The sequence below is a fragment of the Stenotrophomonas maltophilia group sp. RY12688 genome (assembly GCF_052149045.1).
Classification (GTDB): Bacteria; Pseudomonadota; Gammaproteobacteria; order Xanthomonadales; family Xanthomonadaceae; genus Stenotrophomonas; species Stenotrophomonas sepilia.
This window is the reverse complement of sequence record NZ_CP197389.1, coordinates 4,183,625-4,198,986: the sequence shown is the minus strand read 5'-3', so window position 1 is coordinate 4,198,986 and position 15,362 is coordinate 4,183,625. Positions and strand designations below refer to the sequence as shown.

The window sequence follows — 15,362 nt, the reverse complement described above, 5'->3', positions numbered from 1 at the left end:
ACCACAGCACGTAACAGGAAACATCGCCACGCATGAGTCGCATCGTCGCACTGGATACCGAAACCACCGGCATCTCCCACCGCCTGGGGCACCGGGTGATCGAAATCGGTGCCGTCGAACTGATCGATGGCCAGCTCACCGGCCGCCAGTTCCACACCTACCTGCAGCCGCAGCGCAAGGTGGGGCGCACAGCGCGTGCATGGCATCAGCGATGCGATGCTGGTGGGCAAACCGCTGTTCTCCAGCAAGGCCGCCGAACTGCTGGACTTCCTGCGCGGCAGCGAGATGGTCGCGCACAACGCCACCTTCGACGTGGGTTTCCTGGACAACGAGCTGCGCCTGGCCGGCATTCCCGGCACGCTGGCCCAGCACTGCCGCATCACCTGCAGCCTGAAGCTGGCGCGCGGGCGCTGGCCCGGCCAGGGCAACAAGTTGGACGATGTGCTGCAGCGCCTGCGCATCCCCGGCAACCGGGGCCTGCACGGTGCGCTCAAGGATGCCCATCTGCTGGCCCAGGTGATTCCGCACCTGCGCTGAGGCTTGCCCGCTGTTACATCGGCCGTAACCAGCGCTCGATCATCGCCACGCCACAGGCCACCCCGTCTTCATCGCTCATCGCCACGCCCAGGGCCGCCGCGCGCGCGCGTACTGCGTCGGCTTCTGCGAAGGTGATGGCTGCTGCCAGCGTTGCTGCATCCAGTCGCTTCGGTGACAACGGTGCCGGTGCCACGCCCAACCGACACAGGCGATCGGCCCAGAAGAACTGATCCGCAGCGAACGGCATCACCAGCGAGGGAATGCCGGCCCGGCAGGCCGAATGCGTGGTGCCGCTGCCACCGTGGTGGATGGCGAGTGCGCAACGCGGGAACAGCGCTTCGTGTGGGGTCGGCCCCAGTACGAAGACCGAATCGGGCAAGCGCATCGCAGGCAGTCCCACCCAGCCAGGAAACAGCAGTACCCGGCGTGGCGCCAGCGCCTGCAGCAAGGCCGGCAGCACGCGTTCGCGATCAAAGCCGGTCATGCTGCCGAAGCCAAGGTAGACCGGCGGCGGGCCGGCATCAAGGAAGGCCCGCAGATCGGCCGGGGGCGCCCAGGGCGCATCAGGAAGCCGCCATTGGCCACAGACGATGTGGTCGGCCGGCCAGTCCGCCGGTGGCGGCAGCAGCTGCGGTGAGATGCCATAGAGCATCGGCAGGCCGGACCACAGCGCGCGGCGCGGCGATTGCCCCAACTGCTGGCGTGCCGCGTTGATCGGCCGGCGGAACTGGCGCCAGATCAGGCCGTTGACCCACCCGTAGCTGGCCCGGTTCAACCAGCCCGGCGAGCGTCCGGGCGGCAGGAACGGGGAGCGGAAGGCGCGCGTCGGGGTCAGCGGAATCATGCCGCTGCCGATGACGGGAATCCTGCGGCGTTCGCCCACGCTCATGCCGACGAAGGCCGCCAGGCCACCGGTCAGAATCGCATCGCAGCCTTCGGCGGCGGCATCGGCCTGGCGCATCCAGCCGCTGACATGCTGCAGCGCCATCCGTGCCAGGCCGGTACTGGCGGCGGCAACGCCGTTGCCACGCGAGACCAGTGCGACCACGTCGTCATGGATGTCACCTTCAAGGGCCGCGTGGGGCACATCCAGTGCCTGCGCGCTGCCCAAGGTGCCGCCATCGGCCAGTAGCGTCACCTCGTGGCCCGCGCCGATCAGCCCATGGCAGAGCATGGCCAGGGGACGTGTGTCGCCTTCGGTTCCGTAGGTCAGGGCCAGCAGCCGCATGGGAAGCTCCGCAGTGGTCCGGGCCAGTATGGCGGCTGGCGCAGGGTCCGGCCTGCCGTGTTCAGTCCCCGGCCTGTGGGTAACTTGCGCAAGTGCTTGAACCGGTGCATAATGCGCGGCTCGCTGTGTCCGGTTTTCTACCGGGCGGCGCCCCCTGGGAGCACGTCCCCGGCCGCCCAACGCCAGCGTAACCCTTTGATTCTCTTGACGTGTGGTGGGCAACCATCGAGGCCGCCGTCTCCCGGGCTACGGGCTGACAACTACTATTATCGAGGTGCGCAATGTCCCGCGTATGCCAGGTTTCCGGCAAGCGAGTGCAGACGGGTAACAACGTCTCGCACGCCAACAACAAGACCCGTCGTCGTTTCCTGCCGAATCTGCACGAGCGCCGTTTCTGGGTGGCCAGCGAGAACCGCTGGGTCAAGCTTCGTGTTTCCGCGCATGCACTGCGCACCATCGACAAGAACGGCATCGATTCCGTTCTGGCTGAGCTGCGTGCGCGCGGCGAAAAGGTCTGAGGAGTAAAGCATCATGGCAGGCAAGCGCGATAAGGTCCGTATGATTTCCTCGGCCGGTACCGGCCACTTCTACACCACGGACAAGAACAAGAAGAACACCCCGGGGAAGATGGAATTCCTGAAGTACGATCCGGTCGTGCGCAAGCACGTCCTGTACAAGGAAGGCAAGATCAAGTAATCCGCACGGATTGCTGATCCCCGCGAAGAAACCCGCCCTTGTGGCGGGTTTTTTCATGTCTGGCACTTCCCCCTGGTGGGTGCCGACCCTGGTCGGCACTGCCGCACTCCCTGCGCACGCTGTCGCCAATGACGCCCTGCGCGGAATGATGGGCCGAATGCGATAAGTGATTGTGTCTACCGGTTCCGGCTCTTCGCGCGCTCCAAATCAATTGGAACGACGGGCCCTGCCGTGCCCATGATGGCAAGCCGCTGCGGTTGCAGTGGCCGGGCTTGCAATCCCGTGAAGTCAATCAATCAGTAGACTCGCCAGCCGTCGCCGGAGATCCCTCCGGCGACGGTTGGTGACCTATCCGCCTCTATGGCGGACGGTGCGAGGGGGCCTTGCGCCCGCCGGTTCGTTTGCTGATTGATTGCTTCCCGGTATTGCAACCACGCATCGTCCGCCACCTTCACGGTGGCCAGATCCGTTGAAGGAGGTTGCATGAACACCCCGTCACACCGGCAGGACCTGGAACTGGGCTGGCTGCGCCTGCAGCGCATGCTGCAAGGCATCGAGGGCATGGCGCTGCTGCTGTGCGACCACCATCTGGCACTGGCCAACGGTGCGCCGTCGCCGCTGCCGGAGGCGCAGCTGGAGCGGGCCGCACAGGCCATTGCCTGCATGGCGCTCAACGGCCGCCGCCATGCCGATTCGGTACGCCAGCTGTGCGAGGTGCCGGTGCGGCACTGAGCCATTCTGTAGAGCCGAGCCCACGCTCGGCTGCTCTGCGGTCGGAACGAAAGGCAGTCGAGCATGGCTCGACTCTACAAATCCCGCTGGGCAGAATGGCCCATCACCTCCCGACGGGCGACACGATGCTGTTCGAGTGGTTGCTGGGTTCGTACCTGCTGCTGATCGACTGGCTGATCCGGCTGGTCGCGCTGTGCTGGATTCCCACCCGCACCACGCCGGGGGCGGCGCGCAGCTGGCTGCTGCTGGTCGGCTTCGTGCCGCTGCTGGGCCTGCCGCTGTACCTGCTGTTCGGCCACCCGTGGCTGTCGCGCGAGCGCATCCGGCGTCAGGCCGAGGCCTCGCAGGTCATCCGCGAGGAACAGGCGCTGCAGCATCGCCTGCGCTGGACACCGCAGCCGGACACCGCCAGCGCCGAAATCGTGCCGCTGGTGCAGCGCCAGGGCGATTTCATGCCGGTGCACGGCAACGCCGTCGACCTGCTGACCGACTACGACGAATCGCTGCACACGCTGATTGCCGACATCGACCAGGCCGAAGACCGCGTGCACCTGCTGTACTACCTGATGTTCGATGACGCGGTGGGCGAGGCGATCGTCGAGGCCCTGCAGCGTGCGGCTGCACGCGGCGTGCAGTGCCGCGTGCTGCTCGACGCGGTGGGCGCCAAGCGCGGCCTGCGCGCCTATCGCAAGCGCCTGCAGGCGCGCGACATCGAGGTACGCGCGATGCTGCCCGGCGGCCTGCGCTGGCGCCGCAGCGGGCGCATGGACCTGCGCAACCATCGCAAGATCGCGGTGATCGACAACGAAGTGGCCTATGTCGGTTCGCAGAACCTGGCCGGCCCGCAGTTCGTGCCCGGCCACCCGAACCGCGAGCTGGTGGCGCGCGTGCGTGGCCCGGCAGTGGCGCACCTGGAAGCGGTGTTCGCCAGCGACTGGTACATGGAAACCGGCCAGCGCCTGGACGTGATCGCCGATGTGCCCGAGTGCAGTGACGACATCGCCACCCAGCTGCTGCCAAGCGGCCCGGCCTATCCGTACAGCAATGCGCGCGATGCGGTGGCGGCGCTGATCCACCTGGCACGGCGACGGCTGGTGATGGTCACGCCGTATTTCGTGCCTGACGAAGCTACGCTCAGCGCGTTGCGCATTGCGGCCTTGTCCGGTGTGCAGGTGCAGCTGATCCTCTCGGCCAGCAACAACCAGCGGCTGACCTCGTGGGCGCAGGAGGCGTACTACGACGAGCTGCTGCGCTGTGGCGTGCGCATCGCGCTGTACGAGCCGCAGTTCCTGCACGCCAAGCACATGAGCGTGGACGAGGACATCGCCGTGCTCGGCTCGATCAACATGGACATCCGCTCATTCGCGCTGAATGCCGAGATCGGCCTGGTCTGCTACGACCGCGCGCTGGTGCAGCAGCTGTGTGCGATCGAGGATGGCTACCTGCGCGAGTCGCGGCAGCTGGACCTGCAGCAGTGGCGCAGCCGCCCCACGTGGCGGCGCAGCCGCGAAGGCATCGCACGGCTGGCCGATGCGTTGATGTGAGGCGGCGGCAATCGCCCGCTTCGGCAACCCGGCCCGTCATCGCCGATGGCCTACAATCGGCGCATGACTGATTCACCGCGTAATGGCGAACTGGACCTGGCAATCATCGGTGGTGGTGCGGCCGGGGTGCTGGTGGCGATCCAGGTGCTGCGCCAAGCCAAGGCGCCGCTGGCGATTGCCGTCTTTGAACCCGCCTCGCAGCTGGCCCAGGGCATCGCCTATGCCACGCCGTGGCCGGAGCACCTGCTGAACGTGCCGGCGGCGAAGATGAGTGCGTTTGCCGACCAGCCCGGCGATTTCCTCGACTACCTGATGGCCGCCAACGCCTACCCGGGCCAGGCGCGAGAGGTGCTGGGCGAGCGTTACGTATGCCGCCACTACTTTGCCGCCTACCTGCAGCAGCGCCTGCAGGAGGCCGCTGCGGCCAGCCCGGCGCAGCTGCAGGTGATCGCGCAGCCGGTGCTGGGCCTGCAGCCGGATGACCATGGCTACCGGCTGACACTTGGCGATGCCCAGACGCTGCACGCCGTGCAGGCGGTGCTCGCCACCGGCAACAGCATGCGGCCGCTGCCGGTGGCCGGTGCCGAGGCACTGCCCGCCGATGATGTGATCGAGGCCTGGGACTACGACGGCGTGCGTACCCTGGCCGGTGAGCAGGCCGTGGCCATCGTCGGCTCCGGCCTGAGCATGGCCGACACCGTGCTGGCGCTGGTTGCCGCCGGCCACACCGGCCCGCTGCACGTGATCTCGCGCCATGGCCTGCTGCCGCTTCCGCATGCGCATGGCGGCCTGCCCACGTTCGACCCGGCCACGCTGCTGCCGATGCGCCTGCGCCAGCGCCTGCGCGCATTGCGCGGGTTCGCTCGCCAGGCGCAGGCCGACGGGCTGCCGTGGCAGGGCGTGATGGACCGCATCCGTCCGCATGGACAGGCGCTGTGGTGCAGCCTCGACGCGGCCGACCAGCGCCGCTTCCTGCGCCATGTGGTGCGCTACTGGGACGTGCATCGCCACCGCATCGCCGAAGAGGTCGACGCACAGCTGCAGGCGCTGATCGAAAGCGGCCAACTGCGCATTCACCGGTCCCGCCTGCAACGCGTCGGCCGCGAAGGCGATGCCCTGCGGCTGTCGGGTCGCGATGCCAACGGCAATGAACAGCACTGGACGATCGGCGGCGTGGTCAACGCCACCGGCGTGGAAACCCGCGCCAGTGCGCTGCGCAATCCGTTGCTGCAGCAGCTGCAGGCCGAGGGCCTGGCACGCCCCGGCCCGCATGGGCTGGGCCTGGACAGCACGGTGCCGGGCGACCGCCTGCGTGCTGCCGGTGGCCAGCCGCAGGCACGGCTGGGCGTGCTCGGCAGCCTGCGCATCGGCAGCCTGTGGGAAAGCCTGGCGGTGCCTGAACTGCGTCAGCAGGCGCAGGCGCTGGCCAGCCAGGTGGTCGCAGGAGCCGCGACGGCGATGCCGTAAAATGGAGGCATGGATGTCTCCCACCTGCTTGATGGCCTGAACCCGGCCCAGCGCGAAGCCGTCTCCGCTCCCCCCGGCCACCACCTGGTGCTGGCCGGTGCCGGTTCCGGCAAGACCCGCGTACTCACCCACCGCATCGCCTGGCTGCATGAAGTCGATGGCGTGCCGACCCACGGCATTTTCGCGGTGACCTTCACCAACAAGGCGGCCGGCGAAATGCGCCACCGCATCGACGCCCAGCTGCCTCATGGCAGCCGTGGCATGTGGATCGGTACCTTCCACGGCCTGGCCAACCGCCTGCTGCGCCTGCACTGGCAGGACGCCAAGCTGCCAGAAGGCTTCCAGGTGATGGACTCGGACGACCAGCTGCGGCTGGTCAAGCGCGTGGTGCAGGCGCTGGAGCTGGACGACGGCAAGTACCCGCCCAAGCAGATCGCGTGGTGGATCAACGCGCAGAAGGACGAGGGCCGCCGCCCGCAGCACATCCAGCCCGAACCGCACGACGCGTGGCTGGAAACCATGCGCCAGGCCTACATCGAATACCAGGCGCGCTGCGACCGCGCCGGCCTGGTCGACTTCGCCGAGCTGCTGCTGCGCGCGCATGAACTGCTGCGCGACAACCCGGCCCTGCTGGCGCATTACCGCGCCCGCTTCCGCGAAATCCTGGTGGACGAGTTCCAGGACACCAACGCCATCCAGTACGCCTTCGTGCGCGTGCTGGCCGGCGATTCCGGCCACGTGTTCGTGGTCGGCGACGATGACCAGGCCATCTACGGCTGGCGCGGTGCCAAGGTCGAGAACGTGCAGGGCTTCCTGCGCGACTTCCCGGGTGCGCAGACCATCCGCCTGGAGCAGAACTACCGCTCCACCGCCAACATCCTCGGCGCCGCCAACGCGGTGATCGCGCACAACCCGGATCGCATCGGCAAGCAGCTGTGGACCGACAGCGGCGACGGCGAGCCGATCGACCTGTATGCGGCGTACAACGAGATGGACGAGGCGCGCTACATCGTCGAGCGCGCCCGCCAGTGGGTGCGCGACGGTGGCAGTTACACCGAAGTGGCCGTGCTCTATCGCAGCAACGCGCAGTCGCGCGCGCTGGAAGAGGCGCTGCTGAGCGAGCAGGTGCCGTACCGCGTGTATGGCGGCATGCGCTTCTTCGAGCGTGCCGAAATCAAGGACGCGCTGGCCTACCTGCGCCTGCTGTCCAACCGCAATGATGACGCCGCTTTCGAGCGCGCGGTCAACACGCCCACCCGGGGCATCGGCGACCGCACGCTGGACGAAGTGCGCCGCGAGGCGCGCGCGCAGGGCATTTCGTTGTGGGAAGCGACGATGCTGGTCACCCAGGGCAGCGCGCTGGCCGCACGTGCGCGCAATGCACTGGCCGGCTTCCTGGGGCTGGTCAACGAGCTGCAGGCCCAGACCGTGCACATGACCCTGGCCGAGCGCGTGGACCACGTGCTGGCCCGCTCGCAGCTGCGCGAGCACTGGAGCAAGGAAAGCCGCAATTCGCTGGATTCGGAATCGCGTACCGACAACCTCGACGAACTGGTCTCGGTGGCGTCGCGCTTCGTGCGCCGCGCCGACGACATCGAGGAAGTGGGCGAGGACATGGACGAGCTGGTCGCGTTCCTGGCCTATGCCGCGCTGGAGGCCGGTGAAGGCCAGGCGCAGGCGGGCGAGGACGGCGTGCAGCTGATGACCCTGCACTCGGCCAAGGGCCTGGAATTCCCGCTGGTGTTCCTGGCCGGCCTGGAGGAAGGCCTGTTCCCCAGCGCACGTTCGCTGGAGGAAAGTGGGCGTCTGGAAGAAGAGCGTCGGCTGGCCTACGTGGGCATTACCCGCGCGCGCCAGAAACTGGTGCTGAGCTATGCCGAATCGCGCCGCATCCACGGCCAGGACAACTACAGCCTGCCATCGCGCTTCCTGCGCGAGATTCCGCGCGAGCTGCTGCACGAAGTGCGCCCGAAGGTGCAGGTCTCGCGTCCGGCCTCGCTGGGCAGCAGCCGGGTGATGGGCCATGCCTCGATCGAGGCACCGCCGGTCAAGCTTGGCGCACTGGTCACCCATCCCAAGTTCGGCGAAGGCATGGTGACCGACTACGAAGGCAACGGCGCCCACGCCCGCGTGCAGGTCGAGTTTGCCGACGCGGGGAGCAAGTGGCTGGTGATGGCCTACGCCAACCTGACGCTGATCTGATCACCGTCGGGGGGCGGATCCCTCCCGCAGGGAGGGCGCTGACCCCAACGCGGTACACGTATGGGGTCGGATCCCTTTCCGTTGGAAAAGGGATCCGACCCCGATTAGGCTGCGCTCATGACCCGCAACGTGCTCTTCCTCTGCAGTCAGAACCGCCTGCGCAGCCCGACGGCCGAGCAGGTATTCGCCGATTGGCCGGGTATCGAGACCGCCTCGGCCGGGTTGCTGGCCGATGCCGAGGAAGTGCTCAGCCCCGAGCTGCTGCAGTGGGCCGACCTGGTGTTCGTGATGGAGCGCGCCCACCGCAACCGGCTGTCCAGCCGCTACAAGGCGTGGTTGAACGGCAAGCGAGTGATCTGCCTGGATATTCCGGACGACTACGAGTACATGGACCCGGTGCTGATCGAGCTGCTCAAGCACAAGGTGACGCCGTTCCTGCGTTGACGGGTTGTTGTAGAGCCGAGCCCGTGCTCGGCTGCTTCTGGCGGGAAAAGCAGCCGAGCTTGGGCTATGCCGGTCGTCCTGACCGGCACCCTTCGGGCCGTCGCAAGCGACGTTGGCAGCGGCTCCTGCCGCTACCTTCGGCTCTACAATAGGCGGCACTTCTTCCAGGAACGCCCCCATGACCGAACCCGCGCTGCACGTCACCGTGACCTTGAATGCCCGGCTGCAGCCGGAGCATCGCCACGAGCTGTTCGAAGACCCGCTCGATGCGCTGCTGCAGGCGGCCAATGTCGGCGAGATCACCGGTGGCGGCACCGCGATGTCCGACGACGGCGAGGTCGAATACGGCGATATCGAAGTGGCACTGGTCGACGTGGCCGGGGTGCCCAAGCTGATCGACCTGCTGGAGCAGCTGGGTGCGCCGAAGGGGTCGAAGATCCAGGGGGCAGGCGAAGCCGATCGCAGCTTCGGTGTGACCGAGGGCCTGGGCATCTACCTGGATGGCCTGAACCTGCCGGACGAGGTCTACGAACAGTGCGATTCCAACCACGTATTCGAGCAGCTGTCCGGGAACATCGATGGCCTGGGCGAGATCTGCAGTTGGTGGCAGGGCCCGACCGAAACCGCACTGTACATGTACGGCGAATCGTTCGAGGCGATGCGTGATGCGATTGCCGAATTCGTGTCCAGTTATCCGCTGTGCCAGAACGCACGCGTGGTGCAGATCGCCTGAGCGACATTGTTGTGGAGCCGAGCATGGGCTCGGCTCTACAGAAGGGGGCCGGCCGAGCGCGTCCCTCGGACCACGCGACGGTGCGCACGGGCCCCTGCACAGCGCCGGATTGATCCTGCTCAAGGCGCCGCCTCCACATCCGGTGTGCAATGGTGGCGTTCCCATCTGGCAGACCGCCACGGAGCCCCACCATGTACAAGCGCATCCTGATTGCCACCGACGGGTCCGAGCTGGCCGACAAGGGCCTGGCCAAGGGCCTGGAGCTGGCCAAGGACCTCAACGCCGAGGTCGATATCGTGACTGTCTCCGAGCCGTGGGCCGTCGGCATGTACGACGCCATGGGCTGGAGCGTGGGCTACATGAACAGCCCGGAATACAAGGCTGACCGCGAGGAAGGCGCGCAGAAGGTGCTGCAGCCGGCGCTGGCCAAGGCCGCCGAGCAGGGCATCACCGCCAACCCGGTGCACGTGCTGGACCGCTACGCGGCCGACGGCATCATCGAGACGGCGGCCGAGCGCAACAGCGACCTGATCGTGATGACCTCGCACGGCCGCCGTGGCGTGACCCGCGTGCTGCTGGGCAGCCAGACTGCCGAGGTGCTGGCACGCAGCACGCTGCCGGTACTGGTCATCCGCTGATCCATACCCGCAGATTCAAGCGTTCCCGGGGAGGGACCCGACGCCGGTGCGCAGGATGCGTGCCGGCGTTGTTTTTTTGTGGGGGGATCGGCGGCCGTGCCGATGGCTTCGAGGGGGTCAGAGCCCTTTCCTGTGGAAAGGGATCCGACCCCGGTCACAACCCCGGTCACCTCACCAGCTGTACAGCTTCCAGTAGACCGGCGAGACACCGTCCTTGTCGTTGTCCATGCGGCCGTCGCCGTTCTTGTCGTACATGTAGAACGGAGCACCGCGCGACGGCGTCACCTTGACCATGCGCAGCTGGCCGGACACACGGTATTCCTCGATGACATCGCCGTTGTCCATGGTACGCCTGGACACATCCGCGCCCTTGACGTCCACCGGGGGAGCACCCGCGCCACCCATGCTGGCGCAGCCAGCGAGCAGGAGCAGGGAAGCCAGCATCAGGGTCTTCATCGGCGGGGGCCTTTGCCTGGAAAGAGCCCTGATTATGCCCCATCGCGGTGTGCGCGCCGTGTCGCCGCGGTGCAGGCACGGGCGCGTAGAATCAGCGCATGAGCAGATTAGTCCTGATCGACGGGTCCAGTTACCTGTACCGCGCGTTCCACGCGCTGCCGCCCCTGTCCAATGCACAGGGTGAACCCACCGGCGCGCTGTTCGGCGTGGTCAACATGCTGCGTTCGACGCTGAAGGAGCGCCCGGCCTACGTCGCGTTCGTGGTCGATGCGCCCGGCAAGACCTTCCGTGATGACCTGTACGACCAGTACAAGGCCAACCGCCCGCCGATGCCCGATGAGCTGCGCAGCCAGGTCGAGCCGATGTGCCGCATCGTCGAAGCGCTGGGCATCAGCATCCTGCGCATCCCCGGCGTGGAAGCCGACGATGTGATCGGCACGCTTGCGCTGCAGGGCCTGGCGCAGGACCTGAAGGTGACCATTTCCACCGGTGACAAGGACTTCGCCCAGCTGGTGCGGCCGGGCATCGAGCTGGTCAACACCATGACCGGCAGCCGCATGGATTCCGACGCGGCGGTGATGGACAAGTTCGGCGTGCGCGCCGATCAGATCATCGACCTGCTGGCGCTGATGGGCGACGCGGTCGACAACGTGCCGGGCGTGGAGAAGTGCGGGCCGAAGACCGCTGCCAAGTGGCTGGCCGAGTACCAGCACCTGGACGGGGTGATGGCGGCCGCGCCGACCATGAAGGGCAAGATCGGCGAGAACCTGCGCGCTGCGCTGGAACGCCTGCCGCTGAACCGCGAATTGGTGACGATCCGCACCGATGTGGAACTGGAGGCCAGCCCGACCACGCTGGCGCTGCGCGAGCAGGATGTTCCGGCGCTGACCGAGCTGTATACGCGCTATGGTTTCACCCAGGCGCTGAAGGAGCTGGGCGCGCCTGTGCCGGCACCGGTGGCCGCCAGCGAGGCGACCCCGAGCCTGCGCGGCACTGCGGCCGGCTTCGCGCGTGGCAGCGTCGAGGCGCCCGCCGCCGGCACGCTGGATCCGGCACTGTCCGCGCCGGGTGAATACGAGACCGTGCTGACCAGCGGGCAGCTGCAGGCCTGGGTCGAGCGCCTGCAGCAGGCCGAGCTGATCAGCTTCGATACTGAAACCGATGCGCTGGACGCGATGCGCGCGCGCCTGGTCGGCGTCAGCCTGGCTGTCGAGCCGGGCAGGGCGGCCTACATTCCGGTCGGCCACGATTACCCGGGTGCGCCGGCCCAGCTGCCGATGCAGCAGGTGCTGGATGCGCTGCGGCCGGTGCTGCAGGACCCGGCGAAGAAGAAGCTGGGCCAGCACGGCAAGTACGACCTGCATGTGCTGCGCCGCCACGGCGTGGAGGTGCAGGGCTACCACGACGACACCATGCTCGAGAGCTTCGTGCTCAACTCCACCGCCACCCGCCACGACATGGATTCGCTGGCCCTGCGTTACCTGGGCTACACCACCCTCAAGTTCGAGGACGTGGCCGGCAAGGGCGCCAAGCAGATTCCGTTCTCGCAGGTGGGCATCGACGAAGCCAGCCGCTATGCGGCCGAGGACGCCGACATTACCCTGCGCCTCCATCGCGCGCTGCAGCCGCAGCTGCTGGCCGAGCCGGCGCTGGACAGCGTGTACCGCGACATCGAGATGCCGCTGGTGCCGGTGCTGACCAGCATTGAAGCCAACGGCGTGCGGATCGACACCGACGAACTGCGCCGGCAGAGCCAGGACCTGTCCTCGCGCATGCTGGCCGCGCAGCAGAAGGCCACCGAGCTGGCCGGCCGCAGCTTCAACCTGGATTCGCCCAAGCAGCTGCAGGCGGTGCTGTTCGACGAGCTGAAGCTGCCGGCGGTGGTGAAGACCCCGAAGGGCCAGCCCAGCACCAATGAAGAGGCACTGGAGGCAATTGCCGACCAGCACGAGCTGCCACGGGTGATCCTCGACTACCGCGGGTTGGCCAAGCTGCGCAGCACCTATACCGACAAGCTGCCGGAGATGGTCAACCCGGACACCGGCCGGGTGCATACCAGTTACCACCAGTCTGGTGCCGCCACCGGCCGCCTGTCCTCATCGGACCCGAACCTGCAGAACATCCCGATCCGCACCGAGGACGGCCGCCGCATCCGCCGCGCGTTCGTGGCGCCGGAGGGCTTCCAGCTGCTGGCCGCCGACTATTCGCAGATCGAGCTGCGGATCATGGCCCACCTGTCCGAGGATCCGGGCTTGGTGCGCGCCTTCGAGCAGGGCGCCGACGTGCACCGCGCCACCGCCGCCGAGGTGTTCGGGCGCACGCTGGAGGAAGTGACCCCGAACGAGCGCCGCGCCGCCAAGGCGATCAACTTCGGCCTGATGTACGGCATGAGCGCCTTCGGCCTGGCCCGCAATCTGGGCATCGACCGTGGCCAGGCACAGGACTACGTGGCGCTGTACTTCAGCCGCTATCCGGGCGTGCGTGACTTCATGGAGCGGATGCGCCAGCAGGCCCGTGACCAGGGCTACGTGGAAACCCTGTTCGGCCGCCGCCTGTACCTGAACGACATCCACGCCCGCAACCAGGGCCTGCGCGCCGGTGCCGAGCGCGCCGCGATCAACGCGCCGATGCAGGGCACCGCCGCCGACATCATCAAGCGCGCGATGGTGGATGTGGACCAGTGGCTGCGCGACAGCGGGGCACCAGCGCGGATGATCCTGCAGGTACACGATGAACTGGTCTTCGAAACCGAAAGCAGTTTCGTTGAAGACCTGCGTTTGCAGGTGGTGGAGCGCATGTCGCAAGCGGCCAAACTGCGAGTGCCGCTGGTGGTCGATACCGGCGTCGGCAGCAACTGGGATGAGGCGCACTGACGGAATTCAGGCCGAAAACGACGTGAATGTGTTCATGAGTCGGGGGTTTCTGACTCGACCATGAATGTTGCCCCGATTGAAATTCATTAAATGGGGCCCCTTCACGAACCGTTAGTGTTCGGAGTGCTTCTATAACTCCCGACAGGCGCAATGCCTGTTGTGGATCTCTCCCATCCCCTGGAGCAGATCTCGGAACGGGGACTCCTCCCCAAGTGCCCGTTCCCCGGCCCCGTTGACCTCCCCCTGGTCAGCGGGGCTTTTTATTTGCGCCAACGGAACCTCGGATGGGGTCAGATCCCTTTGCCCGTCGGGCAAAGGGATCTGACCCCAGGTGCTAGGCTGGGCCACCGTTCCGCAGGGGAAGACCATGCCCGACCTGTTCGCCCTGGCCATGCCGTGGTGGGAATTCATCCTGCGCGCGGTGGTGGTGTATGTCGTGGTGCTGGGCATGGTCCGGCTGGGCGGCAAGCGGGCCCTGGGGCAGATCACGCCCTTCGACGTGCTGCTGATCGTGCTGCTGGGCAACGCGGTGCAGAACGCGCTGCTGGGCGCTGACACCTCGCTGGGCGGCGGCCTGCTGCTGGCGGCGACCCTGATCCTGCTGAACTACGGGGTGGGCTGGCTGACCACCCGGAACTGGCGGATGGAGCGGTTGATCGAAGGAGAACCCACCGTAATCGCGCGCGATGGTCGCCTGTTCGAGGCGGTACTTCGCCGCGAGCTGATCAGCCGCGCCGACTTCGATGCCGCGCTGCGCCAGCAGGGCGGGCTGCAGATTGAAGACGTGCAGATTGCCCTGCTGGAGACCACCGGGCACATCACCATCATCGCGCGGAAGGGCAGCTGACCAGCGCCGAGCCCACGCCCCGCGCGACGGCACCCCTCAGACCCAGTCGCGCGGCACCAGATAGTCGGCCAGGCGCGATTCGGGGCTGCCCGGTTCGGGCGAGAAGCCGTATTCCCAGCGCACCCGCGGTGGCAGGCTCATCAGGATGCTTTCGCTGCGGCCACCGCTCTGCAGCCCGAACAGGGTACCGCGGTCGTAGACCAGGTTGAATTCCACGTAGCGGCCGCGGCGGTACAGCTGGAACTCGCGTTCGCGCTCGCCGTAAAGGGCGTCCTTGCGCTGCTGCACGATCGGCAGGTACGCATCGAGGAAGCCATCGCCGACCGCACGCAGATAAGCGAAATCGCGCTCGAAGTCGCCGTGCAGGTCATCGAAGAACAGGCCGCCGACGCCGCGCGTTTCATTGCGGTGGCGCAGGAAGAAGTATTCGTCGCACCAGCGCTTGTGCGCGGCATAGCGTTCTTCGCCGAACGGCGTGCACAGGTCGCGTGCGACCCGGTGCCAATGCTGCACGTCCTCGTCGAACGGGTAGAACGGGGTCAGGTCGAAGCCGCCGCCGAACCAGCTGGCCACCACTTCGCCGTCGCGCTGCGCCTGGAAGAAGCGCACGTTGGCATGGGTGGTCGGCACGTACGGGTTGAGCGGGTGGAACACCAGCGACACGCCGGTGGCGCGCCAGGAGGCGCCCGCCAGTTCCGGGCGGTTGGCCGAGGCTGACGGTGGCAGGCGGCTGCCAGCCACGTCGGAGAAGCCGATGCCGGCCTGCTCGAACACCGCACCGTCGCGCAGCACGCGGGTACGCCCGCCACCGCCCTCGGCACGCTGCCACAGGTCTTCCTGGAAGCGGGCCCGGCCATCGACGGCCTCGATCGCCGCACAGATGCGGTCCTGCAGCTCGGTGAGGTAGGCGCGAACGCGCTCGAATTCGTTCATGGCGCGTACTTTACCGCAGGGCCCGGCCAACG

Annotated in this window: 14 protein-coding genes and 1 pseudogene; 12 read left to right on the top strand and 3 right to left on the bottom strand. The window is 67.3% G+C overall.

All coding sequences use genetic code 11. From position 1 onward, the window contains the following. The first annotated feature begins 32 nt into the window (after positions 1-32). Positions 33-537, top strand: a pseudogene (locus tag ACS0OT_RS19445) (DNA polymerase III subunit epsilon). A gap of 13 nt (positions 538-550) precedes the next feature. Here ACS0OT_RS19445 and ACS0OT_RS19440 read toward each other — a convergent pair. After that, positions 551-1,765: a glycosyltransferase gene (locus ACS0OT_RS19440; RefSeq protein WP_065196788.1), complete on the bottom strand. Its 1,215-nt coding sequence runs from the start codon at positions 1,763-1,765 to the stop codon at positions 551-553. A gap of 281 nt (positions 1,766-2,046) precedes the next feature. On the opposite strand from ACS0OT_RS19440, the gene rpmB reads away from it, so the two are divergent. The 9 genes from rpmB (at position 2,047) to ACS0OT_RS19395 (ending at position 10,221) form a co-directional block, all read left to right on the top strand. Beyond that, positions 2,047-2,283: a 50S ribosomal protein L28 gene (gene rpmB, locus ACS0OT_RS19435; protein ID WP_005411638.1), complete on the top strand. Its 237-nt coding sequence runs from the start codon at positions 2,047-2,049 to the stop codon at positions 2,281-2,283. Between the two features lie 10 nt (positions 2,284-2,293). Continuing rightward, entirely contained in the window at positions 2,294-2,461 is a 168-nt protein-coding gene (gene rpmG, locus ACS0OT_RS19430; protein ID WP_169411268.1) for a 50S ribosomal protein L33, read from the top strand. Between the two features lie 483 nt (positions 2,462-2,944). Then, the gene (locus ACS0OT_RS19425; RefSeq protein WP_005420350.1) at positions 2,945-3,193 is read left to right on the top strand and encodes a hypothetical protein; all 249 of its coding nucleotides are present in this window, start codon (positions 2,945-2,947) and stop codon (positions 3,191-3,193) included. A gap of 125 nt (positions 3,194-3,318) precedes the next feature. Further along, positions 3,319-4,737, top strand: a complete 1,419-nt coding sequence (cls, locus tag ACS0OT_RS19420) for a cardiolipin synthase (protein ID WP_014648869.1) — start codon at positions 3,319-3,321, stop codon at positions 4,735-4,737. 45 nt (positions 4,738-4,782) lie between these two features. Continuing rightward, positions 4,783-6,204, top strand: a complete 1,422-nt coding sequence (locus ACS0OT_RS19415) for an FAD/NAD(P)-binding protein (protein ID WP_065185915.1) — start codon at positions 4,783-4,785, stop codon at positions 6,202-6,204. 9 nt (positions 6,205-6,213) lie between these two features. Beyond that, positions 6,214-8,406 carry a DNA helicase II gene (uvrD, locus tag ACS0OT_RS19410; protein WP_442255946.1) on the top strand — a complete coding sequence of 731 codons (2,193 nt, stop codon included), beginning with the start codon at positions 6,214-6,216 and terminating at the stop codon, positions 8,404-8,406. 117 nt (positions 8,407-8,523) lie between these two features. Further along, positions 8,524-8,850, top strand: a complete 327-nt coding sequence (locus ACS0OT_RS19405; protein WP_005420343.1) for a low molecular weight protein tyrosine phosphatase family protein — start codon at positions 8,524-8,526, stop codon at positions 8,848-8,850. A gap of 178 nt (positions 8,851-9,028) precedes the next feature. Continuing rightward, the gene (locus ACS0OT_RS19400; protein ID WP_053498326.1) at positions 9,029-9,583 is read left to right on the top strand and encodes a hypothetical protein; all 555 of its coding nucleotides are present in this window, start codon (positions 9,029-9,031) and stop codon (positions 9,581-9,583) included. 191 nt (positions 9,584-9,774) lie between these two features. Next, positions 9,775-10,221, top strand: a complete 447-nt coding sequence (locus ACS0OT_RS19395) for a universal stress protein (protein ID WP_005420335.1) — start codon at positions 9,775-9,777, stop codon at positions 10,219-10,221. A gap of 171 nt (positions 10,222-10,392) precedes the next feature. Here ACS0OT_RS19395 and ACS0OT_RS19390 read toward each other — a convergent pair whose 3' ends face one another. Further along, on the bottom strand, positions 10,393-10,677 hold the full coding sequence (locus ACS0OT_RS19390) for a DUF2782 domain-containing protein (protein ID WP_065185913.1): 285 nt from the start codon (positions 10,675-10,677) through the stop codon (positions 10,393-10,395). A 98-nt stretch (positions 10,678-10,775) separates the two neighbouring features. Here ACS0OT_RS19390 and polA point away from each other — a divergent pair, with 98 nt between their 5' ends. Together polA and ACS0OT_RS19380 are read left to right on the top strand one after the other, a co-directional pair. Next, complete coding sequence (gene polA / locus ACS0OT_RS19385; RefSeq protein ID WP_053498328.1) at positions 10,776-13,550, top strand: DNA polymerase I; 2,775 nt, start codon at positions 10,776-10,778, stop codon at positions 13,548-13,550. A 367-nt stretch (positions 13,551-13,917) separates the two neighbouring features. Further along, positions 13,918-14,397: a DUF421 domain-containing protein gene (locus tag ACS0OT_RS19380; protein WP_065177902.1), complete on the top strand. Its 480-nt coding sequence runs from the start codon at positions 13,918-13,920 to the stop codon at positions 14,395-14,397. Between the two features lie 36 nt (positions 14,398-14,433). On the opposite strand, the gene hemF is transcribed toward ACS0OT_RS19380, so the two are convergent. After that, positions 14,434-15,330, bottom strand: a complete 897-nt coding sequence (gene hemF, locus ACS0OT_RS19375; protein WP_005420328.1) for an oxygen-dependent coproporphyrinogen oxidase — start codon at positions 15,328-15,330, stop codon at positions 14,434-14,436. Positions 15,331-15,362 lie beyond the last annotated feature (32 nt).